Annotated in this window: 24 protein-coding genes and 1 pseudogene; 13 read left to right on the top strand and 12 right to left on the bottom strand. The window is 52.3% G+C overall.

Going from position 1 to position 22,034, the window contains the following annotated elements; all coding sequences use genetic code 11:
• Nucleotides 1-123: 123 nt before the first annotated feature.
• Entirely contained in the window at nt 124-864 is a 741-nt protein-coding gene (locus B880_RS0119985; protein WP_017349239.1) for an NADPH-dependent oxidoreductase, read from the bottom strand.
• Nucleotides 865-1,009: 145 nt separating this feature from the next.
• Between B880_RS0119985 and B880_RS0119980 the strand changes: the two genes are divergently transcribed.
• Nucleotides 1,010-1,483, top strand: a complete 474-nt coding sequence (locus B880_RS0119980; protein ID WP_017349238.1) for a GNAT family N-acetyltransferase — start codon at nt 1,010-1,012, stop codon at nt 1,481-1,483.
• 111 nt (nt 1,484-1,594) lie between these two features.
• Nucleotides 1,595-2,887, top strand: a complete 1,293-nt coding sequence (locus tag B880_RS25335) for an OprD family outer membrane porin (RefSeq protein WP_017349237.1) — start codon at nt 1,595-1,597, stop codon at nt 2,885-2,887.
• 47 nt (nt 2,888-2,934) lie between these two features.
• On the opposite strand, the gene fraE is transcribed toward B880_RS25335, so the two are convergent.
• Nucleotides 2,935-3,978: a fructose-asparagine asparaginase gene (gene fraE, locus B880_RS0119970; protein ID WP_017349236.1), complete on the bottom strand. Its 1,044-nt coding sequence runs from the start codon at nt 3,976-3,978 to the stop codon at nt 2,935-2,937.
• A gap of 329 nt (nt 3,979-4,307) precedes the next feature.
• On the opposite strand from fraE, the gene B880_RS0119965 reads away from it, so the two are divergent.
• Both B880_RS0119965 and B880_RS0119960 read left to right on the top strand, forming a co-directional pair.
• A complete protein-coding gene (locus B880_RS0119965; RefSeq protein ID WP_017349235.1) occupies nt 4,308-4,517 on the top strand; it encodes a glycine zipper 2TM domain-containing protein in 210 nt (69 codons plus the stop codon).
• Between the two features lie 188 nt (nt 4,518-4,705).
• Nucleotides 4,706-5,278 (top strand): flavin reductase family protein, encoded by a 573-nt coding sequence (locus B880_RS0119960; RefSeq protein WP_017349234.1) that lies wholly within the window; start codon nt 4,706-4,708, stop codon nt 5,276-5,278.
• Between the two features lie 47 nt (nt 5,279-5,325).
• Here the strand turns inward: B880_RS0119960 and B880_RS0119955 are convergent, their stop codons facing one another.
• Nucleotides 5,326-5,766, bottom strand: a complete 441-nt coding sequence (locus B880_RS0119955) for a 6,7-dimethyl-8-ribityllumazine synthase (RefSeq protein WP_026042797.1) — start codon at nt 5,764-5,766, stop codon at nt 5,326-5,328.
• Between the two features lie 249 nt (nt 5,767-6,015).
• A complete protein-coding gene (gene gstA, locus B880_RS0119950; RefSeq protein ID WP_017349232.1) occupies nt 6,016-6,669 on the bottom strand; it encodes a glutathione transferase GstA in 654 nt (217 codons plus the stop codon).
• A 96-nt stretch (nt 6,670-6,765) separates the two neighbouring features.
• On the opposite strand from gstA, the gene B880_RS0119945 reads away from it, so the two are divergent.
• Nucleotides 6,766-7,641, top strand: a complete 876-nt coding sequence (locus B880_RS0119945; RefSeq protein ID WP_017349231.1) for a LysR family transcriptional regulator — start codon at nt 6,766-6,768, stop codon at nt 7,639-7,641.
• A 228-nt stretch (nt 7,642-7,869) separates the two neighbouring features.
• Here B880_RS0119945 and B880_RS0119940 read toward each other — a convergent pair whose 3' ends face one another.
• From B880_RS0119940 to B880_RS0119930, 3 genes are read right to left on the bottom strand one after another with little or no spacing between them, the layout of a single operon-like run.
• Entirely contained in the window at nt 7,870-8,628 is a 759-nt protein-coding gene (locus tag B880_RS0119940; RefSeq protein ID WP_017349230.1) for an ABC transporter ATP-binding protein, read from the bottom strand.
• Between the two features lie 10 nt (nt 8,629-8,638).
• On the bottom strand, nt 8,639-9,478 hold the full coding sequence (locus B880_RS0119935) for an ABC transporter permease subunit (RefSeq protein ID WP_017349229.1): 840 nt from the start codon (nt 9,476-9,478) through the stop codon (nt 8,639-8,641).
• 18 nt (nt 9,479-9,496) lie between these two features.
• Nucleotides 9,497-10,492 carry an ABC transporter substrate-binding protein gene (locus B880_RS0119930; protein WP_017349228.1) on the bottom strand — a complete coding sequence of 332 codons (996 nt, stop codon included), beginning with the start codon at nt 10,490-10,492 and terminating at the stop codon, nt 9,497-9,499.
• 330 nt (nt 10,493-10,822) lie between these two features.
• On the opposite strand from B880_RS0119930, the gene B880_RS0119925 reads away from it, so the two are divergent.
• From B880_RS0119925 to B880_RS25315, 6 genes and pseudogenes are all read left to right on the top strand, one after another.
• Entirely contained in the window at nt 10,823-11,716 is an 894-nt protein-coding gene (locus tag B880_RS0119925; protein WP_017349227.1) for a LysR family transcriptional regulator, read from the top strand.
• Between the two features lie 120 nt (nt 11,717-11,836).
• Nucleotides 11,837-12,397, top strand: coding sequence for an efflux RND transporter periplasmic adaptor subunit (locus B880_RS25690; RefSeq protein ID WP_071524423.1), 561 nt, complete (start codon nt 11,837-11,839; stop codon nt 12,395-12,397).
• Complete coding sequence (locus tag B880_RS26215) at nt 12,303-13,139, top strand: efflux RND transporter permease subunit (RefSeq protein ID WP_237761031.1); 837 nt, start codon at nt 12,303-12,305, stop codon at nt 13,137-13,139. The genes B880_RS25690 and B880_RS26215 overlap by 95 nt, the downstream gene beginning before the upstream one ends.
• 109 nt (nt 13,140-13,248) lie before the next feature.
• A pseudogene (locus B880_RS27270) lies at nt 13,249-13,383 on the top strand (HAMP domain-containing protein); the annotation flags it as partial.
• Entirely contained in the window at nt 13,375-14,283 is a 909-nt protein-coding gene (locus B880_RS27145; protein ID WP_337589589.1) for a histidine kinase dimerization/phospho-acceptor domain-containing protein, read from the top strand. The pseudogene B880_RS27270 and the gene B880_RS27145, both read left to right, overlap by 9 nt.
• Before the next feature lie 479 nt (nt 14,284-14,762).
• Nucleotides 14,763-15,236: a helix-turn-helix domain-containing protein gene (locus tag B880_RS25315; protein WP_017349223.1), complete on the top strand. Its 474-nt coding sequence runs from the start codon at nt 14,763-14,765 to the stop codon at nt 15,234-15,236.
• 112 nt (nt 15,237-15,348) lie between these two features.
• Here the strand turns inward: B880_RS25315 and B880_RS0119900 are convergent, their stop codons facing one another.
• The 4 genes from B880_RS0119900 to B880_RS0119885 all read right to left on the bottom strand — a co-directional run bounded on the left by B880_RS0119900 (nt 15,349) and on the right by B880_RS0119885 (nt 18,131).
• On the bottom strand, nt 15,349-16,308 hold the full coding sequence (locus tag B880_RS0119900) for a quinone oxidoreductase family protein (RefSeq protein ID WP_017349222.1): 960 nt from the start codon (nt 16,306-16,308) through the stop codon (nt 15,349-15,351).
• Between the two features lie 62 nt (nt 16,309-16,370).
• Nucleotides 16,371-17,051, bottom strand: coding sequence for a type 1 glutamine amidotransferase domain-containing protein (locus tag B880_RS0119895; protein WP_017349221.1), 681 nt, complete (start codon nt 17,049-17,051; stop codon nt 16,371-16,373).
• Between the two features lie 111 nt (nt 17,052-17,162).
• Nucleotides 17,163-17,768 carry a TetR/AcrR family transcriptional regulator gene (locus tag B880_RS0119890; protein WP_017349220.1) on the bottom strand — a complete coding sequence of 202 codons (606 nt, stop codon included), beginning with the start codon at nt 17,766-17,768 and terminating at the stop codon, nt 17,163-17,165.
• Between the two features lie 99 nt (nt 17,769-17,867).
• Entirely contained in the window at nt 17,868-18,131 is a 264-nt protein-coding gene (locus tag B880_RS0119885) for a DUF2798 domain-containing protein (protein WP_017349219.1), read from the bottom strand.
• Between the two features lie 128 nt (nt 18,132-18,259).
• Between B880_RS0119885 and B880_RS0119880 the strand changes: the two genes are divergently transcribed.
• Complete coding sequence (locus B880_RS0119880) at nt 18,260-19,165, top strand: LysR family transcriptional regulator (RefSeq protein WP_017349218.1); 906 nt, start codon at nt 18,260-18,262, stop codon at nt 19,163-19,165.
• Nucleotides 19,166-19,298: 133 nt separating this feature from the next.
• Entirely contained in the window at nt 19,299-21,584 is a 2,286-nt protein-coding gene (locus tag B880_RS0119875) for an FdhF/YdeP family oxidoreductase (RefSeq protein ID WP_017349217.1), read from the top strand.
• Between the two features lie 49 nt (nt 21,585-21,633).
• Here the strand turns inward: B880_RS0119875 and B880_RS0119870 are convergent, their stop codons facing one another.
• A complete protein-coding gene (locus B880_RS0119870) occupies nt 21,634-21,864 on the bottom strand; it encodes a glycine zipper domain-containing protein (protein ID WP_017349216.1) in 231 nt (76 codons plus the stop codon).
• Nucleotides 21,865-22,034: the final 170 nt, after the last annotated feature.

Below are 22,034 nucleotides of genomic sequence, written 5' to 3'. Positions count from 1 at the left end.
GTTGGGCAGGTTGGGCAGGTTGGGCAGGTTGGGCAGGTTGGGCAGGTTGGGCAGGTTGGGCAGGTTGGGCAGGTTGGGCAGGTTGGGCAGGTAAATATGATCCTTTTCCCTGCCCGGTGTCACTTATTTATCGTTACCGAAACCTTGTTTCAATAACGCCGGTAACACATCCGGGAAATACACTTTTTGATAGTAACCTGCAACGCTATCGCTCCAGTTTTCACCATCATTGCGACCGGTATTCTGCCAGTGCTGCACAATTTGCTGATTATAATTTGCAATGCTTTCAGCTAATTTACTGTTATCGTAACGCTCTTCATGCCGGAAAGTGCCAATCGGCAAACGTGGTTTCTGATGAGAAGGAACATCAACGTGACCAATAACAACGCCCGCTACCGGGAAAGTGTGCTGAGGTAATTGCAGATGTTCAATCAACTCCTGAGGCACGCGACGGATCCCACCGATCGGTACAACACCCAGGCCTTCGGCACGGGCCGCTGCTAAAACGGTACCCAGTGCAATGCCTACATCGGTAGAGCCAGAAACAATACTTTCAATACTTTCATGCGCCACTTGTTCTTTACCAGCGGCAGCAATAGCCTGCTGGCTCTTGTGCATATCCAGAACAAAAGTCAGGAAAACCGGTGCTTTAGCAATCCAGGGTTGGCCGCCGGCAATCTGCGAAATTTTCGCGCGTGAGGCCGCATCACGGGTCACAATCACTGAAACCTGCTGCGAATTAACTGAAGTGGGTGCGCGATACGCTGCCTGGATAATACGATCGAGCACCGCTTCGTCTACGGGTTGATCGGTAAAACTACGCTCGCTTTTATGGCTGGTGAAGATATCGTTTAATGAACTCATACATCCTCCGATTGTGTGCGAAGGAGAATAACAGCACTTTAGGAGGGCCAGTTAACCGCTTATGCGATCACACGATAAGTGCAGAATTGATATAAACTTTGCACCACATAAGCGATCATTGCAGCCCGGAAAAAGCAGGGGAATTATGGATATCAGCATCAGAACGTTGTCTGCCACGGATTATGCTCACCTGGCTCGCATCTATTTTATTGCCGTGTATGAAGGAACGCGTGAGCTCTATTCTTTTCAGCAGCGTCTTGCCTGGGCGGGTGAAACTATCGACCTTACCGCCTGGCAACAACGCTGCGAAATGTTGCAGGGGTTTGTCGCCGTAAAAGAAGACGAACCCATTGGTTTTCTGGCAATGGATGAAAAAGGTTACATCGACCTGCTGTTTGTTCTGCCATCATTTGCACGTCAGGGGGTCGGGGCACAATTGCTCGCCAGGGCACAGCAACTTGCTCAGCAAACAGGCGTAGAAAAGCTGACTGCATTCGCCAGCTTGGCTTCCCAGCCCTTTTTTAGTCGTCAAGGTTGGGAAATCTTATCCAAAGAGGTTGTCATCAGAAAAGGCGTTTCTCTTGATCGTTATGCCATGCAAAAAGTCTTGAGCGACTAATGCTGCTGCGTTGAGGGTTTGTTTACAAACTATTTAATAATCAGTGCGTTATTGAGTTATCGTTTAATGCTGATGCTAATAATTATCATTTTAATTAGCATAAGAAATCTCATGGAACGAATAACGGCAAAACGTCACTTGCTCTTAACCCCTCTGGCTCTGGTCATCGCTGCAATCACACATACTGCTACGGCAGGCATCATCGATGACAGCCACATTGATTTAACCAGCCGCACGCTGTACTACAATAACGACACGCGTTCAGTGGCAAAAAATCAGCCAACCGGTGAACAGCTAGGACAAGGATTTATTCTGGAAGGAAAGTCCGGCTACACCGAAGGGCCGGTAGGGTTCGGTCTGGATGCGATTGGCCTGCTGGGGGTAAAACTTTACGGCCCCACAGGAAATAATATTTCCACCGGCATGTTCCCACAACATGACGATAATAGTGCACCGGGCAGTTTCGGTGCGTTGCGTCTGGCGGCAAAAGCCAGGATCAGTGAAACGCAACTCCGGGCGGGTTATCAAACCATTAATCTGCCGGTAATCAAAACCAACAACGGTCGTCTGCTGCCATCCTTGTATCGCGGCTACACGCTACACTCCGATGATATTGATAACCTGGTGTTGGACGCCGGTTTTATTGATCGTGTTGAAGGCCGTAATCAAACCCACTATCAAAAGCTGAAATCTACGGGTAAAGCCAGTGGCTTCAGTTCGGGCTTTAGTTATGCCGGGGGCCGCTACACACCGATCAAACCGCTGGCTCTGAGTTACTATTTCGCCCAACTGAGTGATTTTTATGATCAAAACTATTTGGGTCTCCAGCATAATTTAACGCTGGGTGCCGGGAAACTCACCACCGATTTACGTTATTTCAACAGCCAGGGCAACGGTAATCGCTATGGCGGCAGTGTGGATAACAATGCCTACGGTGCGATTGTGACTTACAGCCTGTGGGGAAACAGCCTCGGTCTGGGTTATCAGCAGTTAACCGGCTCCAGTGATTTTCCCTATCTCGACCCCGGTCAGACGGTTGACGGAATTTCAACTGACACCACCGGCGGTTCAACCGGTTTAGTTACGGAATCTCCGCTGTCAAAATTCAAAACGGCGCATGAGCGGGCATTCGTCATTCGTTACAGCGTGAAGCTGGATGCGATCGCCAGCGGACTGCGTTTTAACAGCAGCTATGTTTCAGGGCATCACGCCCGGGCTTCAGGCAGCCAGGTCAATCAAAATGAGTGGGTGCGTACCGTAGGGCTGAGTTATCAACTGCCTTCGGAGTGGATGAAGGGTGTCACGCTGGACTGGAAAAATGTGACTTATCGTACCAACATCACCGGTACGCGCAGTCAGGATCAAAACATGCTGTCCGTCACGTGGAAGTTCGGCCTGCTCTAATTCGCTGGGAACATCGCTCCGCTTAAGTTGCGGAGCGATAAAACCGATCAGTAAGTATGGAAATATTGCTGAATCAGTTCAGGATTTTTTGTTTGGGTCAGTGCGGTCATCAACAGAATACGTGCCTTGGCCGGATTCAGCGAGTCCGAGACCAGACCTGGCTGCTGTGAATCGACCGGCACAACGCCGCTGCCGGTGCGAGATGCACGTACCACCACGATACCGGCTTTCTCTGCTTTCTCAATTCCCGCAGCGCTGCGTACTGAAACAGAACCCGCACCTGTCCCCGCATAAATAATGCCTGCGGCATGGTGGGCGATTGCCGCATCATACATATATTCCGGGTCATCCTGATACCCGTAGATGATCACTACCTGAGGCAGGGTTTTCACCTGACGCACATCAAACACTGAGCGCAGCGTATGAATCTTCTCAACGCGCGTTTCAAACTCGGGTTTCCCACCCACGATCACACCAAGATATCCCTCTTCGGGCGCTTTGAACGTGTCCAGGGTGGTAGCATTGGTTTTAGTGACAAAGCGAGCAGCACCGATGCGATCGTTAAGAACAACCATCACGCCACGTCCTTTTGCATCAGGATCTGCCGCTACGGTAACCGCTTCCAACAGATTCATTGGACCATCGGCACTGATTGCCGTAGCAGGTCGCATTGATGCGGTGAAGACCACCGGCTTGTTACTCTTCACCGTCAAGTTCAGGAAGTAGGGGGTTTCATCTAAGGTATCTGTACCATGAGTGATCACCACGCCATCCACATCATCTTGCGCCAGTAACTGGTTAACCCGATCGGAAAGTTTGAGGATGACATCGCTGGTCATATTTTCACTGCCGATATTCGCCACCTGTTCACCGGTTACGTTGGCAACGTCTTTCAGTGCAGGAACGGCGTTGATCAGCGTATCCACGCCTAGTGCGCCTGCTTTATATCCGGTGGTTTGTGTGCTGCTAGCCGCTGAACCGGCAATAGTGCCGCCCGTCGCCAGGATAACGATGTGAGGTAATTTTGTGGCACTAAAAGCGCCAGCGCTGAGAGTCAGTAACAATGTTGCGACTAAGGCTTTATATTTCATTCTATTTGCTTCTCCAGAAATTAAAATCAACTAGATAAAGCAAAAACGGTGCCAGCTTATTTCGCTGCTTATTTAACCATTATTAGCCTCAATAATAACCAAAACACACAGCCATGTTGTTAGCCAGTGCAATGGGGAGTGAATGTGCACCATTTACAGGCAGCCAATCACAGTACCATTAAAAAATAGGAATTTTTACCTAGGCGTAAAACACGAAAAAATCTAAATTAGCTACGCCGGGTAGTGTGTTCCAACGCTGCTTTGAGGTTTAAAAAACAATCACATTTAACTTTTTACATTCCATTAGTATTAATGGTAATGGGGCTTTCATGCTGGTAAATCGCAGCTTTAAAATCTCGGTAGTATTACTTCTTACGCTCTCTGTTACCGCTTGTGGTATGTCACATCGCGGCAGAAACACCGCCATCGGCGCAGGTGTGGGTGCGTTAGGCGGTGCGGTTCTTACCGGCGGCAGCACCTTTGGTACCCTGGGTGGCGCAGCCATCGGCGGTATCATCGGACATCAAGTTAGCCGTTAATTGCAGCATGTCACGTCCCGAAAGCCGCATCGGGACGTGATGGATTCACCTCATACTAGTACTTATTCTCACCCCATATTTCCCCGCCACTTCTTACTAATGCCGTTGCCGCGCTTAAGTGATAAGGTATTTGTCTGGATCAATATTTCCCGCCTGATCGCTATCAAAAACCAAAGGAATCACCTTTCATGAATCATTATCTTGCGCCTGTCGAACTGGAGAAAGCCTACCGTTTGATTAATCATGGCCCAACGGCGTTGGTTTCTTCTCAGTATCAGGGGATTGAAGATGTTATGTCGGCGTCGTGGGTTTGTGGCCTGGAGTTTAAACCGGCCAAACTTACGGTGGTGTTGGATAAAGCGGCGTACACACGTCAATTGATTGAAAAAAGTCATCAGTTTGTGATTCAGGTGCCGACTGCTCGCCAGGCGCAAATGGTGCATTATCTCGGTACGCATACCCGCTACGACGAACCGGATAAACTGGAACAGTCAGGGGTAGAGCTGTTTCGGCTGCCAGAAATCCCCGTTCCGCTGGTTGCAGATTGCGCGGCGTGGCTTTACTGCGAGCTTATCCCTCTGGAGCAGAACCAGAACGAACACGATCTGTTTATTGGCGAAATTAAAGCCGCATGGGCAGACAGCAGGGTGTTTCGCGAGGGGCGCTGGGTATTTGAGGAAATGTCTGAAGAGTGGCGCAGTCTACATTACATCGCGGGCAAGCGTTTCTATACCACGGGTCCAGCGCTTGACGTTGAGTAGCCATAAAATAACCCGGCCCTGTGAAGGTGCCGGGTCATGAAGGGCAATTACAGTTCGCTGCTCAGCTGATGAATCGCTAATACTGCGCGCGCCGCTTCAGCGCCTTTTTTGATGAAGTGAGTCTGGAAGAACTCAATGTGCTCATCAATAGGCTGGAAGTTGTGTGGCGTCAACGACACAGAGAACACCGGCACGTTGGTTTCCAGCTGTACGTTCATCAGGCCATCAACCACCGCCTGAGCGACGAAGTCGTGACGGTAGATACCACCATCAACCACCAGTGCGGCGCAAACAATCGCGTCATACTCGCCAGTCGCTGCCAGTCGTTTGGCTAACAGTGGCATTTCAAATGCGCCCGGGACATCCAGAACTTTCAGTTCTGCATTGACTGACTTCTCCTGCAACTCCTGTTTAAAACCAACCAGAGCATTGCCGACGATTTCCTTGTGCCAGTTGGCTTTAATGAATGCAATTTTCAAATTTTTCATAAGGCTTCCGAAACCATTTTTTTCCAGTAAGTATTCAACTGCGTTATGCTGTTGGTATACCACATCTGCCTATTCTGAGCTACATCAAAACCAGCAATGCTTTTTCGTTACGTGCGGTCATACGGGTTTTATGGTGATAAAGGCCATTTTGGCGGCATTTCCTCCAAAAATAGCTCTATTTTCAATCAGTCTTGCTATCACCCACACCAGGAAAGATGTGTGGTCCAGAAGATGAGAGGCACAGTTTATTTATTCACTGTTATGTTCCAGGAGTGCATGCGGAGCACCTTCAATCTGCATCGTCTCCTGTACAGCAGGACGTTCGCTTACACGTTCAAAGAAATCCTGAAGCGCAGGCAATTGAGCTAAATCTATCCCAAGTCGTCGTGCCCAATTTAATATGGTGTAAAGGTAAGCATCCGGCGCGGAGAAATGTTCGCCAGCCAGATAGCGCGAACTCGTCAGCCTGCTATCAACATATTCCAGCCGGGGCATTACTTGCAGGCGAGTCAGAGCCTGCCCCTGCAGCGTTTTCGAGAGAAAGTTCGCCGCAACGCCACCATGCCTCTCTGAAGTGATAAAATTCTTGTGTATTTCAGTCGAGATGAAGTTGAGCCATTCCAACGCATGATAGCGCTCACGGGTATCTTTTGGTGGTAATAGCCGGTATGAGGGAGCTTGATCGGCAATGAATTGCAAAATCACTGCGCATTCTGTCAGCACATCTCCGTCATCCAATTTCAGCGCAGGCACACAAGCCTTTTGATTGATTGTTCGATAGTCTCCACCGGACCAACAGTGTGTGGCCAAATCAACCTTCTCTAGTTGGAAGTTCAGCCCGGCTTCTCTGAGCAGGATATGTGGTGCCTGAGAACTGGCTCCGGCCGCATAAAAAAGTATCATCTTATTTCTCCAGGGTTAGAAAGCAGAAGATGCTACTCGTGCTTTGCACGCCTGGAAACGCGTGACGATGCAATCGACACGTGCAAAAATGCAAGCATGTCTAAAAATGAAAATCTGTTTGATTGGCAAGATCTCCACTTCTTTCTGGCAACCGCCAGGCTCGGTTCATTTACCGCTGCGGCTGCCGAAATGGGCGTCGATCACGCCACCGTGGGCCGTCGCGTCGCGCGTCTTGAGTTATCAATTGGGCGCAAGCTGGTTGTTCGCCTACCTCGATCAACGCAATTGACGAAGGATGGGCAAGATCTCGCCAAGGTGGGCCAGGCGATGGAAGGGCAGGCAAATGCGATTGTTCGTCATCTGCAGTGTCATCCCCATGGTGTGCCAGCTACTGTCACGGTGAGTGCGCTGCCCATCCTCTCCGCCTTTCTCATTGCACCCAGCCTTCCAGACTTCGCTAAAACCCATCCCGAAATCCAGATGGTACTGTCGGCAACATCAGCGGTCGCATCGCTTGAGCGTGCAGAGGCCGACATCGCAATTGGTTTTGTGCGGCCGACGTTGCCCGGTCGGGTAGTGCGACAGATTGGCGAATTGTCTTTAGGCCTTTATGCCAGAGATGGCTACATTGATGAGCAATTAGATCGTTGGATGTTCATAGGATTCGAGTCATCTTTGGACGACATCCCTCAGCAACGTTGGTTGGCTGAGTTTGCAGCGGACCGTCCATTCGCCCTGAGAACTAACGATGTGGTCACTCAAGCTCAAGGCGCACGCTCTGGTTTGGGTATCGCTTTACTACCGCGGCTTTTGGGTGATGCTGATTCTGGACTGGTGAATCTCAAAACACTTCCCGAACCGCCAGCCAGAAAGCTTTGGATGTCGGTTCACGGAGATGTGAGGCAATCGGCCGCTGTTCGTGCAGTCATGACACATTTGATTGAGATTTGTGCCGACCTGTCTGGGAAATGAATAGATTTTCATTCCGCCTACGTCACCGGGCAATCCATTGTGGTAGATGGCGGGATCTACTTTGTCTGACCTGGCATAATGCTTTACGGCTCACTCTCAGCCCGACGTCATTGTCGGGCTGATACTCCAGAACAATTGTACCCATCTCATATCGATAATATTCAGCGGGAAAGAGCAGGGCAAAACGGTTTTTTCCCTGTTCAACCTTCATTAAAAGGCAGCATGCCGTTAGATGGTGAATTCTGCCTGTGGACTCTGATTTTCTGGCTGATGCAGGATCTTGCTGAGAATCAGTTTCCTGTAGTGCAGCAGGTCCTCTTCGGTGGTATGCGGGCGACTGAGCTCGATACGGACATCCAGCGCGATGTGCTGGTGCGCCATGACGATCACCCGGTCCGCCAGCCGCACGGCTTCGTCTACGTCATGGGTAACCAAAATGCCGGTGAAGCGCTGTTCCAACCAGACATTCTCGATCAGCGCCTGCATGTCGAGGCGGGTGAGGGCGTCCAGTGCACCGAGCGGTTCATCCAGCAGCAGTACGCGCGGTTTGGCAACCAGCGCGCGCGCCAGCGCCACCCTCTGCTTCTGCCCACCGGACAGCACGCCCGGCCAGCTGCGCTGCTTGTCAGCCAGACCGACTTTGGCCAGCACGCTCCGCGCCACGTCGTTGTCCCTGTTTGGAGATCCGGAACGCACGTTGTCCAGCACACTGCGCCAGGGCAGCAGACGCGCTTCCTGGAACAGTACGCGGACGTGCGGGTTGACGCCGTCGATCGGCAGATGGTTGATGGCGATCGTGCCGCTGCTGGGCTGCTCCAGCCCGGCGATCATGCGTAGCAGCGTACTTTTACCGCAGCCACTGTGGCCAACGATGGCGACGAACTCGCCGGGTACCAGCGTCAGGCTGACGTTGTTGAGGATCGACACGTCGCCGAAACGCTTGCTGACGTTGTCGAGGGTAATGCCATAGCCGTTGGGTGTTGTCATGATGGATTTCCTATTGATTGCGCCAGCGCAGAACCCGGCGCATCAGCGACGAAGCGATGACGTCGGACAGTTTACCGAGCAGCGCATAGATGATGATGCTGAGCACCACCTTGTCCATTTGCATCAGCTCGCGGCCAGTGATGGCCATGTAGCCGATACCCGCATCGGAGGCGATGGTTTCGGCAGCAATCAGCACCAGCCACATGATGCTGAGCGACAGCCGCACACCGACCAGAATCGAAGGCAGCGCGCCGGGGAAGATGATGTCGCGGAACATTTCCATCGGTGTGAAGCCGTAGACCTTGCCCATCTCCAGCAGGCCGCGATCAATGTTCCTGATACCGTGAAAGGTATTGATGTACACCGGGAAAAACACGCCGAACGCCACCATAACGATTTTCACTTCCTCGCCGATACCAAACCAGACGATAAACAGCGAGATCAGGGCCAGCACCGGAATGTTGTGCACCATGTTGATCGTGGTGCTGAGGGTAATTTCAGCCCGCCGCGATATGCCGTTGAGCAGGCCGAGTACGAAGCCAATGCTGCCGCCGAGCACGAAGCCAGCAAGGGCGCGCCGAGCGCTGACGTACATGCTTTCGGACAGATCGCCACTCTCCAGACTGGTAACCGCGCGCGTTACCACCTCAAACGGCGACGGCAGGATAGTGCGGCTGGCTTCGTTCAGGCTGGAAAGGTACCAGACGATCAGCAGTGCAATGAGCAGCAGCCAGGGGGCTAGCAGGCGCAGCAGCCTTGCCAGCGCGGGTTTGAACCCCGACGCAGAGATGACGCGCGGCGACTGAATCACCGACTCGCCGGTGAGTGAAACGGGATGATTTTTCTGCATGGCGGTCATTCCGTGAAGTTATTTAGGTAGGTAGCTGGCAAGGGCCTGATTGATTCCATCGGTCAGTGAGGTGTCGTAGAATGTGGCGACATCGACCGGTTTTTCCAGCAATCCGGTGGCGTAAAGTGTATCGGCCACGTCCTGCTGGGTCTTGCGCGCTTCAGGTGAAACCGTGGTGTCGCGGGTTGGGCGCTGGGCGAACTCCGCTTTGGTGTCCGCCAGTGCGACGTCGTAGGGGCGGCCAGTCGGGGCGGCGGAGACTTTAGCCCAGGCTTCCGGGTGCGTTTGGGCATAGTAGTAAGCGGCATTCAGGCGTCCGATGTAGTCTGCGAAGGCGGCACGTTTGCCGGAGTCTTGCAGCGAAATTTGTGACGCTACAATGGGGAAATTGCCGGACAGAATATTTTCGGCGCTGGCCAGTTGGTGAGCACCGCGCAGTTCGGCGGCCCTGATCGAGTTGCCGTAGCTGGCGAAGGCGTCGATGCCGCCACCGAACAGCGCGGTGACGCCATCGGCGGTGGTAATTTCCACACGCTTAATGTCGTCCCACTTCAGACCGGCGCTTTTCAGCATCTGATAGAGAAAATAGTGCGCGGTAGTGGATTTAATATAGCCGACGCGTTTACCTTTTAAATCCGCCACGCTTTTAATCGGCGAATTAGGCGGAACAATCAATTCCTGATGCAGCGTGGTGCTGTTTTGAATGGCGATAATTTTGAAATTGCCCTTATTTGCCGCCAGCGAAGCAAATACCGGTGGAATTTCGCTGGTGACGGCGAAATCCACTTTGTTAGCCGCCATCGCTTCCAACCCCAGAGCGCCGCCCTGGAAGGTCTGATAGGTAACGCGATAGGGTGTATCGTCCAGTTTAGCCAGCTTTAACACTGCCTGTTCGACTTTCCAGCCGGTACTGGCCACGCTCAGCGTGGTCTTGCTCAGATCGGGGGCGGCGATAGCACTTTGTGCCCCTAATGTCAGCAGGGTAAATACCCAGCCCAAAGTTCTTATTTTCATCTGTTATTTCCTGTTGTGTTGGTATTTTTAATTGATGCTATGGCAATGTTATTCCGGTTCGAGAATAAGGTAGTTTTTATGATGTTTGTACAATTTCGTAATGCTTTATATTGCATTACTTATGCGGCAATTTACTGCATAAGTATTTACTGTTGCGCCTGCCCATAAATCTGAGCAACCGCTAACATCTCGCCAATCTCGTCTCACATGGATAAATTTCAGCGGCTTCGATCCGGGTGAAAAGAGATTTTTCCCTGTTCAACCCCGGCGTATTTCGCCTATATTCCCCCTTTGGTATGCCGCTGAAGGCTACAAAGGTGAAAGCGTAAGATGCTTAAAGAAAACTTTAACGACCTCATTTACCTGGTCATGGTCGCGCAGGAACGCAGCTTTACGCGTGCAGCCGCAAAACTGGGTGTCTCACAATCGGCACTAAGTCATGCCATCCGGGGTCTGGAAGAACGCCTGAATGTACGCTTACTGACCCGAACCACACGCAGCGTTGCGCCGACGGAAGCCGGAGAACGTTTGGTGCAGAGCGTTGAACCGATGCTCAACGACATTGAAAAAGCGCTGGTTAGTGTTCAGGAGAAACAGGGCAATATCTCCGGCAATATCCGCATTACCGCCGGTGAACACGCGTTGACCACCACGCTGTGGCCACTGCTCAAACCTTTTCTGCAACAGTACCCGGAAGTGAACGTTGAAATGTCGGTGGATAATACGCTGACCGACATTGTCAGCGGTCGGTTTGATGCCGGAGTCCGCTTGGGCGAACAGGTCGAGAAAGATATGGTTGCCGTCCGTATCGGCCCTGACTGGAGTATGGCGACCGTGGCTACACCGGACTATTTTGCCCAGCACGGCATTCCGGCCACGCCGTATGAGTTACAACATCACAACTGCATCAATATGCGGCTTCCCACCCTGGGGGGAATATATAACTGGGAATTTCGCGATGGCGATAGGGAGATCAAAGTCAAAGTTGAAGGCCAGCTGATTTTTAATAATTTGTCCTCACGTATTGATGCCGCTGTTTCTGGCATGGGCATCGCCTATGTCCCGGAAGACAGCGTAAAATCACTGATTGCTGAGGGTAAACTCCAGCGCATTCTGCAGGCTTGGTGTACACCGTTTAGCGGGTATTATTTGTATTACCCCAGCCGAAAACAGCACACCGCAGCCTTCGCAAAACTTATCGACGCGGTTAAGTACCGGACATAGTAAAACACCATCCCTAAATCGGTAGCCACAGCAAGATGACAGGATTGTCATCTTGCTAACCCCTTTCTGTAGAGATCCCCTCAGTAGACTGGCCTCATTTCTTATTCACAGTGAATAACCATGACATTACTTCGCTCAAGACCCTCGCTGGTTATCGGTCTGATATTGGCTGCCGGTCTCCTTTCTTATTTCCTCTTTCGCCAATACAGCAGTGCAGCATCGGTTCAAAAAGCAACCGAGCCACTTGTCAGCCTGAGTCAGGCTGAGGTGAAGTCCGTGCCGCTGCGGCTTTCCACTCAGGGACATGTGGTGTCACTGAATCAGGTGGATATCCAGTCTCAGGTGACCGGCACGGTAGCCTCCGTGGCTTTTAAGGAGGGGGATTTTGTTAAGCAGGGACAGCTGTTATTTACGCTGGACGACAGCACACAGCAGGCCTCGTTACGCCATGCGGTGGCGGCACTGGCGGAATCCCACTCTGCGTTGACTAAAGCGCAAAACGATGTTGCCCGTGGCCGCAGCTTAAAAGCGAAGAATTATATTTCCGCCTCTGACTGGGACACGTTAATCAGTACCCAGCAGCAGTATGCGGCGCAAAACAGCGCTGGCGCTGAACAGCTGGGCAAACAAACTGATGGAGGGGATGAAGAAAACCGGTGTGTTTGTGGGCGTGAACAGTGACTCACAGCTCAACGGACTGGAAGCCGATCTGCAGATTGACCGTAATAAAGCCTCACTGCTCGGCGTCAATGCCGATCAGATCCGCAGCAACTTGTATGCCGCCTTTGGTACTCAGCAGGTCTCAACCATCTACGCGCCGGAAGACAGCTATGAAGTGATTATGGAAGTGAAGCAGCCGTTCCGTCAGAACGAAAGCGATCTGTCGAAGATCTATGTCCGTTCTGCCGCCAACACGCTGTTACCCGTGACAACCTTCACCCATATTTCTCGTATGCAGGGCATAACCGCCGTTAACCACCAGGGTCAGCTCCCCGCGATCACCGTCTCTTTCGACCTTGCACCCGGTAAGTCACTGTCAGATGCCACCGCGGCGATCGCCCTGGTGGAAAGCGATATGCAGATGCCTACCTCGGTCTTCAGTAGCTACGCTGGACAGGCGGCGCTCTACCAGCAGTCGCAGAGTAGCCAGATCTGGCTGATTGTCATGGCGCTGGCGGTTATTTACGTGATCCTTGGCGTGTTGTATGAAAGCTGGATCCACCCGTTGACCATTCTGCTGGGCTTGCCCTCGGCGGCGGTAGGCGCGCTGCTGGCGCTGAGGCTGGCTCACCTGGATCTCACCTTTATTTACCTACCGCTCATGGCGCTTTCATCAAGGGGAGATCAAGGAAAAATACCTGATCGCTTCAACCAACTTCATCCTGAAAGGGAACCAACCGTGGCTGGTTCAGGCGGCGCTTAATGTCTCGCGGAACAATGAAATTATTGAAGATTACTGGCAGCGCATGCAGATTGCGGTAGCGCTGTCTATCGTGGTCTTTTCCGCCATTGGTTACTAGCTTGCCCGACGCGGTTTGCTGCCCCTACGCAAGATCAGCCGGGAAATTGAGACTATTGATGCGGAAGATTTGCATACTCGCCTGGCTTATCGGCACTGGCCGCACGAACTCAACACCCTGGCGAGTTCCTTTGACCGTATGATGACGCGGTTAGAAGCGTCCTTTAAACAGTTAAGCCGCTTCTCATCCGATATCGCTCATGAGCTTCGCAGCCCAATAAACAACCTCATCTCGGCTGCCAGCGTGACGCAAAGTAAAGATCGTAGCCCGCAAGAGTATCGCGAGACGCTGGCGGCGATCATCGAGGAGGGCGAAAGGCTCTCGCGCATGATTTCCTCAATGCTGTTTCTGGCGAGAGCAGATAACAGCCGCGAACCGTTGCATCGCGAACCGCTTAATAGCGTCACAGAATTTGAACGTCTGATGGGCTATTACGACATTCTGGCGGAAGAGAAAAATATCCGTTTAACCTGTGAAGGCGATGTCTCTTTCCAGGCCGATGCGCTGCATCTACAACGCGCGCTCTCTAATTTGCTGTCAAATCTAATCACCGATAACCTCACCGATGCCTGGAATGTGCCGTTAGTTATTTCTTCACTGATCTTCAGCCTTCTTTTGCTGGCTGTTTTTATCCTGTGGTATCGCCGGGAAGGGACGCTGTCGATTCATCACATTGACAGCCGTAGGCGCGAATTATTTTACTGGCTGGCAATTCTGGCGACGTTTGCTCTCGGAACGGCAGTGGGCGACTGGCTAGCGGAAAACGTTAATCTCGGTTATTACGGTGCGGCGGTGTTCTTCGGTACATGGATCGTGATTATCGCGGGTGCCCACTTTATTTTTAAGGCCAACCCGGTCTTTTGCTTCTGGGCGGCGTATATCCTGACCCGACCGTTCGGCGCAGCCTGCGGCGATCTGTTATCACAGCAAGTGGATGACGGCGGTATCGGCCTTGGCGCAAACCTCACCAGTCTGATTTTCGGCTTTGCTATCGTATTAATGATTGCTGGGCTGGTTGTGAGTGACCGGCGTAAACGCGCTGCTTAATTGAATAGGTAAAAATTCGATCTCAAGTTTACAGCTTCATCCACAGCTGCTTGTTTGAACAAGGCACGGAGATTGAGAAGGGAGCATCGCTTAACATTATCATTGCCAGGTCATGTCAAGACGAAGTAGCGCATTGCGGCCTGTGCATGCTACTGATAAAGCACAGCAGCAAGATGCTCAAGTTCGGCACAGGGTGCATTCGTTAGTTGTACATCGTCAACGTTACGAGAACGCTGCCGGCAATACTCAGCCTGTAACAGCAGAAGGAGATGATAATGCCGGCAAGACGTGGGGGGAATGCGTTAGCAGGGAACATAAAGCCATGGAGAGTGCGTACCCAGAGCTATCATTTAACATAATTATGATTGTACGTACTTTCATTGTTGCTCCAAAACGCTAATGTCGTACGGAGCAATTCACAGATGTCGTATCTGAACTAACCTTAGATCTCCTCAGGCTAAGCTCAGGATGCAGACTTTATGTTGGTGACTATGACAGATAAAGATCTATACCGGCTCGGCATCATTCAGCGCGTTCACGACCACACTCTGCTGCAGCGTGAGGCTGCGCGCCTTCTCGAACTCACCGTCCGACAAGTTCAACGTATCCTGCGCCGTTATCGTGAACACGGCGCGGCATCGATTGTATCAGAACGTCGCGGGCGCCCCGGCAACAACCGCATTCCCGATGAGCTGCGCTGTGCCGCTCTGCATTTGATCCGGCAATATTACGTGGATTTTGGCCCAACTCTGGCCACGGAGAAGCTTTTAGAACGCCATGGCATCCCGCTTTCGGTTGAGACTGTCCGCAACTGGATGATTTCTGACGGACTCTGGCGGCCTCACTCACGTCGTCAGGTTCATATTTATCAGCCTCGACACAGGCGCGACTGTCTTGGCGAACTGATACAGCTGGATGGTTCTAATCATGCATGGTTTGAGTGTCGTCCCTGAACTAACCTTAGATCTCCTCCGGCTTAGCTCAGGATGAAGACTTTATGTTGGTGACTATGACAGATAAGGATCTATACCGGCTCAGCATGACATCGCTTCACCGGCCTGTTCACTACAGGGTCATGAACACACGACCAAGACGCCCGCGCGTTTCTGCACGCTGGTGTGCCTCAATCACCTTTTCCAGCGGGAACGTACTGTCAACGGGCACGGTTAACTCACCGTTTGCCGCCATCTGCATCAGTTCATTCACCAGATCGCGTGCAATCTGTTTTTCACCCCATTCCGGACCTAACAGGCAACCAATCAACGTGATGCGATGTAGCAACAGATATTCAGTATCAATCATATGATTGCGACCGGCCAAAATGCCGATGATCACTGCGGTTCCGCCATCACGCAGGACTTCGACGCCATCCGATAACGCATCACCGCCGATGGTATCAATCAACAGATCGACTTTGTTACCGCCCAGCAGCTCACGCACTTGATCGCCCGCCTGCTTCTCACCGACCACGATGGCGTCATCCAGGCCGAACTGACGCAGCTTCTCCAGTGATTCGGCTCGTGTTCCAGTACCGATAACGCGCGCGCCCATGCGTGATGCCAGTTGAACGGCGGCAACGCCAACGCCACCCGCTGCTCCCAGAATCAACACGGTCTGGCCGGGTTGCAGTTTACCCAAATGGTACGCCCATGCAGCGGTGCCAGGTCCAACCGGTATGGCCGCCGCTACGCGCGGATCAAGGCCTGCGGGAACAGGAAAACAGTTATAGGCTGGGACGGCACGGCGTTCTGCATAAGCTCCACGCCAGTTAAAAGTAGCCACCTTTTGCCCTGGTGCCAGGCCCTGCACATCACTGCCGGTTGCGAGAATCGTGCCCGCCGCTGAGTAGCCCAGGTATTCACCCGGCTGCAAAAACTGGCTGTTACGCGAGATAATATCGCCGCCTTCAATGCTAATAGCTTCTACGGCAATCAGCACTTCATGTGGTTTGATCACCGGTTCAGCAACGTCGACTAACTGCATGACTTCCGGGCCGCCGGGCTGTACATAGGTTACTGCTTTCATTGGAGGTATCCTTTGCTATACAAACTGGCTGAGCCATAAGCGTGCTCAGCCAGTGATTTCAATTACTTAGTTAGCGCTTTAATCAGCTGCGCCGCCGTAGATTCTGATGAGCCAGGGTTCTGCCCGGTGATCAGCAGACCATCAGTGACGACATAAGATGACCAGTCAGCGGCTTTCGAATAAAGACCGCCCTTCGCAATCAGCTCGTCTTCTACCAGAAATGGCACGACATCAGTCAGGCCGACGGCCGCTTCTTCGGTATTGGTGAAGCCCGTAACTTTACGTCCAGCAACCAATGGCTGACCGTCTGGTGCTTTTACATGACGCAATACGCCCGGCGCGTGGCAGACAAAAGCAACCTGCTTGCCCGCGGCAAAGAACGACTCAATCAGTGCAATGGAGTGTTTATCTTCCGCCAGATCCCACAGTGGACCATGGCCGCCTGGATAAAATACGGCATCGAAGTCAGCCTGAGATACGCTGTCCAGCTTAACGGTGGTGGCCAGCTGAGCTTTGGCAGCCGAATCGGCTTCGAAGCGATGGGTAAATTCGGTCTGGAAGTCAGGTTCGTTACTTTTCGGATCAAGCGGAGGATTGCCACCCAGCGGAGATGCCAGCGTAATTTCTGCACCTGCATCTTTAAACGCGTAATAAGGTGCTGCTAACTCTTCAAGCCAGAAGCCAGTTTTATGGCCGGTATCACCGAGTTTGTCGTGCGAGGTCAGTACCATCAGAACTTTCATTGTCTAACTCCTGTTTGTCGATAGGTAATTAATAGTAGACCGGACGCTCATAAATGCAGCGAGTAAAAGTAGACCGGTCGACTATAAAACAGATAAAAAATAACTCCCTCCTTAGAGGGAGATGCGTAACGTCTGTCGGGTCAGGCTCAGCGCTGCTTCAAACGGCGTCGACGTACGGACAATCTTCACCATAATACTTGCCCCCACCCACAGCTGATAAAGTGCTTCAGCAGCCCTTTCGGCTTCACCTTCGAACTGCAAAGAGCCTTCCGCTGCGCCGGCTTCCAGCGCCGCTGCCAGTCGTGAGATAATCCCTGCCGTACCGCGCATCAAAGCGGCGCGCATCTTGTCTGACAGATCAGAGACTTCCGCGCCCAGTTTTACCGCCAGGCATTTGCCCTGACAATCTTCACAAGACTGGGTTTCAGCCCACAACAACCAGTAGTTCATCAGCCGTTGAGCGTGCGTCGTCCCGTTTTCAGCGAGCAATTGATCAAGCTCAGCCAAATAGGCATCGAAATAGTGACTCAACATCGCTACCCCGAAATCCTCTTTGGAGGTGAAATAGTAGTAAAAGGAACCTTTAGGCACCTCTGACTCGTCGAGAATCTCTTTCAGGCCAACGGCTGAAAAGCCCTTACCCGCCATAATACGCTGGCCGACCGCCAGAATATGTTCGCGGACTTGCTGGTTATGTTGATGCGTTGCAGTTTTCATGCGGCTAAGGTAGCAACAATTCGACCGGTCGTCTATAAAATACTTTCAGCCACCCAGATCCCCTTTTCAATCACGGAATTGATCTTCACAGGCCTCTTTTCAGTGGCCATGAACCGTGAACCCCACCAGCCGAATCACGATCGGACGCACAATCAGGATGCAAACAAAGGCCGCTGGCATGGCCACCTGATAGGCATTCATCACATTTTCCATATAATGCGGTCCCGCACCAAACTCTGAAAAAGTAATCACCAGACTCATTAAGAAAGCCATAATCGTCGCCATATACAACGCAAAGATGTAAGGTGATGCGTGCCTGGGGAGCCGCATACGCGTGCTGCTTTTCGAGGTAACATCTGTCATCAAGGTGTCCTTTTTAACCATAATTAGCGCAACAGCCGCTAAGCTATCAGGCCTGGCCGCACCCGAGTAGTACGTCTTTGCTTGAATCATTACTAAATAAAAATTACGAATATACGGATGGGGATCAGATGGACTTACTGGGGTTAATCGGCACTTTTATCCGTGTCGTGGAAAGTGGCAGCATCGCAGCGGCAGCCAAAGCAAAAGGTATGAGCCCGGCGGCGGTAAGTCAGAGCCTTGCACGGCTTGAAACGCATTTGGGCGTCAGGCTGATCTCGCGCACTACGCGCAGCATGACGCTGACTGAAAGTGGTAAACGCTACTTTGAGAAGGTCAGACATATTCCGCAGGAGGTTGATCTCGCTTCACAGGCAGCAGCGATAGACAGTAAGCCACAAGGGCCGCTGTGCATTGCCACCACGGCTGCCTTTGGCCGCCATGTTCTCGCCCCACTGATACCTGCCTTCAAACATCACTACCCTGATATCGCTATCGAACTGATCAGTACCGACCGCAATGTTGATCACCGCCTGGAAGGGGTAGATGTCAGCATACGCATCGAAGCCCAGTTGAACGATCAACTCATCGCACGCCAGATTGCTTCGCTCCCTTTTATTTTTTGCGCCTCGCCCGCTTATCTGGCTCGTGCAGGCACTCCCCAGACACCTACAGAGCTTAGCCAACACGCCTGCCTGGTGTTTCGCTATCCCACCGATGGGCGTTTTCTTCCCTGGTCGTTTCTGGTGGATGGCCAGCCGGTTAACGCCAGGCTCAATCCGGAATTTATCAGTGATGATATTGATGTCATTGCAAAAGTGGCAGAAAACGGTGGCGGCATTGCGCGTCTGGCGAGTTTTATTGCACAACCGTTGATCGCGAGCGGTCACCTGGTCCGTTTATTCGACAGCGCCCACGCCATACAGTCTTTACCGATGAACATTTATGCCTGCGTAAATGAACGATCGGCGTTGAACGCCAGGGTAAGAGCCTTTATTGATTTTCTGGCAGAAGCAATGAACCCCGCCTCTGCCTGACCCCACGGCTTCCCCGTTCCTCTCCTGTCGGTGTATCACAGCAAAACCGCCGTTGTGCTCTACAATTATCAGTACATTTTACAGGGGTAATTACGCCTGTCCGTCTTTTTCAGGAAGCACACCCGGAGCCAATATGAGCAACAAGCCGCGTAATGTCCCAGGGGTTCACCCTTATGATGGCCCAGCAGGAGGCTGGGGAGCACTTAAAGCGACAGCGATTGCCGTAAAAACGCAAATGGATGCGCTGGCCGCACCTCAGACGCTGATGCGCACCAATCAGCCCGATGGTTTTGATTGTCCCGGCTGCGCGTGGCCGGATAAAGACCACAAATCGACGTTTCAGTTCTGCGAGAATGGTGCCAAAGCCGTCACCTGGGAAGCGACCAATAAGCGGGTCACGCCGGAGTTTCTCGCGCAGAATACGGTGTCCAGTCTGCTCAGTCAGAGTGATTTCCAAATTGAAGGCTATGGCCGGTTAACCACGCCGCTGCGCTATGACGCCACAACGGACACCCTGAAGGAAGTCAGTTGGGAAGAGGCTTTTAACCGCATCGGGGAAGAGTTGAAAAAGCTATCTCCCCATCAGGTTGAGTTTTATACCTCTGGTCGCGCCTCAAACGAAGCCGCGTATTTGTTTCAGTTGTTCGCCCGGGAATATGGCACCAATAACTTCCCGGACTGCTCCAATATGTGCCATGAAGCCACCAGCGTTGGCTTGCCGCAATCTATTGGCATCGGCAAAGGCACCGTTTCGCTGGAAGATTTTGACCATGCCGAGCTGATCTTATCGATTGGGCACAACCCCGGCACTAACCATCCCCGTATGATGGGCACCCTGCATGAGCTGGCCCGTAAAAATGTCCCTATCATCGTATTTAATCCAATGCGTGAACGGGCGCTGGAGCGCTTTGCCGATCCGCAAAACGTGATGGAAATGGCGACCTATCGTTCCACCAACATTGCTTCAACCTACTATCTGGTGCGCGCAGGTGGAGATTCAGCAGCATTGAAAGGGATTGCCAAAGCGGTATTAGCGCTGGAGGAAGAAACCGGCCAGGCGCTCGATCACGCATTTATCGATGAACATACCCAGGGCTTCCCCGCCTTTAAGCAGGATATCGAAACCACTTCATGGGCCTCCATTGAGGCGGTCTCCGGCCTTAAACGCGCAGAACTGGAAAGCGTTGCCCAGGCGTACGTGAAATCCAAAGCGACCATCCTGACCTATGGCATGGGCATCACCCAGCACAACCGGGGCACGGATAACGTCCGCTTACTGACCAATCTCCTGCTGATGCGCGGTAATATTGGTAAGCCCGGTGCGGGTGTTTGTCCACTGCGCGGACACTCGAACGTGCAGGGCAACCGGACGGTGGGGATCACGGAGAAGCCCTCTGCCACCTTCCTGCATAATCTCCAGCAGACTTTTCACTTTACCCCTCCGCAGGCACATGGGCACGATGCGGTACAGGCGATGAAAGCGATGGTTGAAGGCAGCGCTAAAGCACTGATCTGTCTCGGAGGTAACTTTGCCGTTGCCCTACCCGATTCCGATGTCTGCTTCCCGGCCATGAAAAAACTCGATCTGAGTGTGCATGTGGCGACGAAACTCAACCGCACTCACCTGCTCACCGGCAAGGAGACGTTGATCCTTCCCTGCCTCGGTCGTACAGAAGCCGATGACCAGGCCACTGGACGCCAGGCCATCACGGTTGAGGACTCCATGTCGATGGTGCATGCCTCTTCAGGCAAGCTAAAACCGGCTTCGCCCCTGTTGCGATCTGAACCGGCGATTGTTGCAGGGATGGCGAAAGCTACCTTACCGGCATCACAGGTACCGTATGACGAACTGGTTGCAGATTACGATCGCATTCGAGACTTAATTGAAAAAACCATTCCCGGCTTTGAGCAGTACAATCAACGCATCCGCCAACCCGGTGGCTTCCAGATGCCACTGCCGCCTCGTCAACGCATCTGGCCGACACCCAGTGGTAAAGCCATGTTCTCGGTGTATCAAGGGGATGATGAAGACCCGGCCTTGCAGGAAGCCGATGTGCTCAGAATGATTACGCTACGCAGCCACGACCAGTACAACACCACCATTTATGCGCTGGACGATCGCTATCGTGGCGTGTTTGGCCGCCGTGATGTGTTGTTCATGTGTGATGCGGATCTACAGCGGCTCGGGCTTGAACACGGCGATACGGTGGATCTTGAGTCTGCGGTACCGGGGCATCATATGCGACTGGAGGGCATGACGGTGATCCGCTATGGCATTGCACAGGGATCGATTGGTGCCTATTATCCGGAAGCCAACGTGTTGGTGCCGCTGGATTATATCGATAAGGAGAGCGGTACGCCTTCCTACAAGTCAGCGCCAGTGCGCATTCTACGTCACCCTGAAATCACCGAAGCCTGATGGGACAAAAACCAGCGGCTTATGCGGCCGCTGGTCTGTTGGGTATCGCTTAGTGTTGTTGCTGTTGCTGCTGGCGTTGTTCAGCTTCTTGCTTCTGCTTTTTGCTCGCCAGATGATGTCCGACGACGCAACCCACCGCCGCACCGGCTAATGCATGATGCTTAAGATGGCCTGCGGCACCCCCTACAATCGCGCCCTTAATACAGCCAGCCGCTTGAGCTTGTGTCGTGGCTACCATTAACAAACCGAACGTTACGGCAATAAACGTCATCTTACGCATACAAAAATTCCCCGATCAATATACGGATAAAATCGTCCGTAACCGGATGATAAGCACAATCGCGGGAAAAAAAAGTGGGGTGTTAAAAGCAAGGTGAAAGCAAACGTAATAATGTGGGCTATTGCGCATAAACCCCGGTGATTTTCTGCCATTTCCGGGGATATGCGTTA

Source organism: Pantoea sp. A4 (genome assembly GCF_000295955.2).
GTDB lineage: Bacteria > Pseudomonadota > Gammaproteobacteria > Enterobacterales > Enterobacteriaceae > Pantoea > Pantoea multigeneris.
This window is presented reverse-complemented; position numbering and strand designations above follow the sequence as displayed.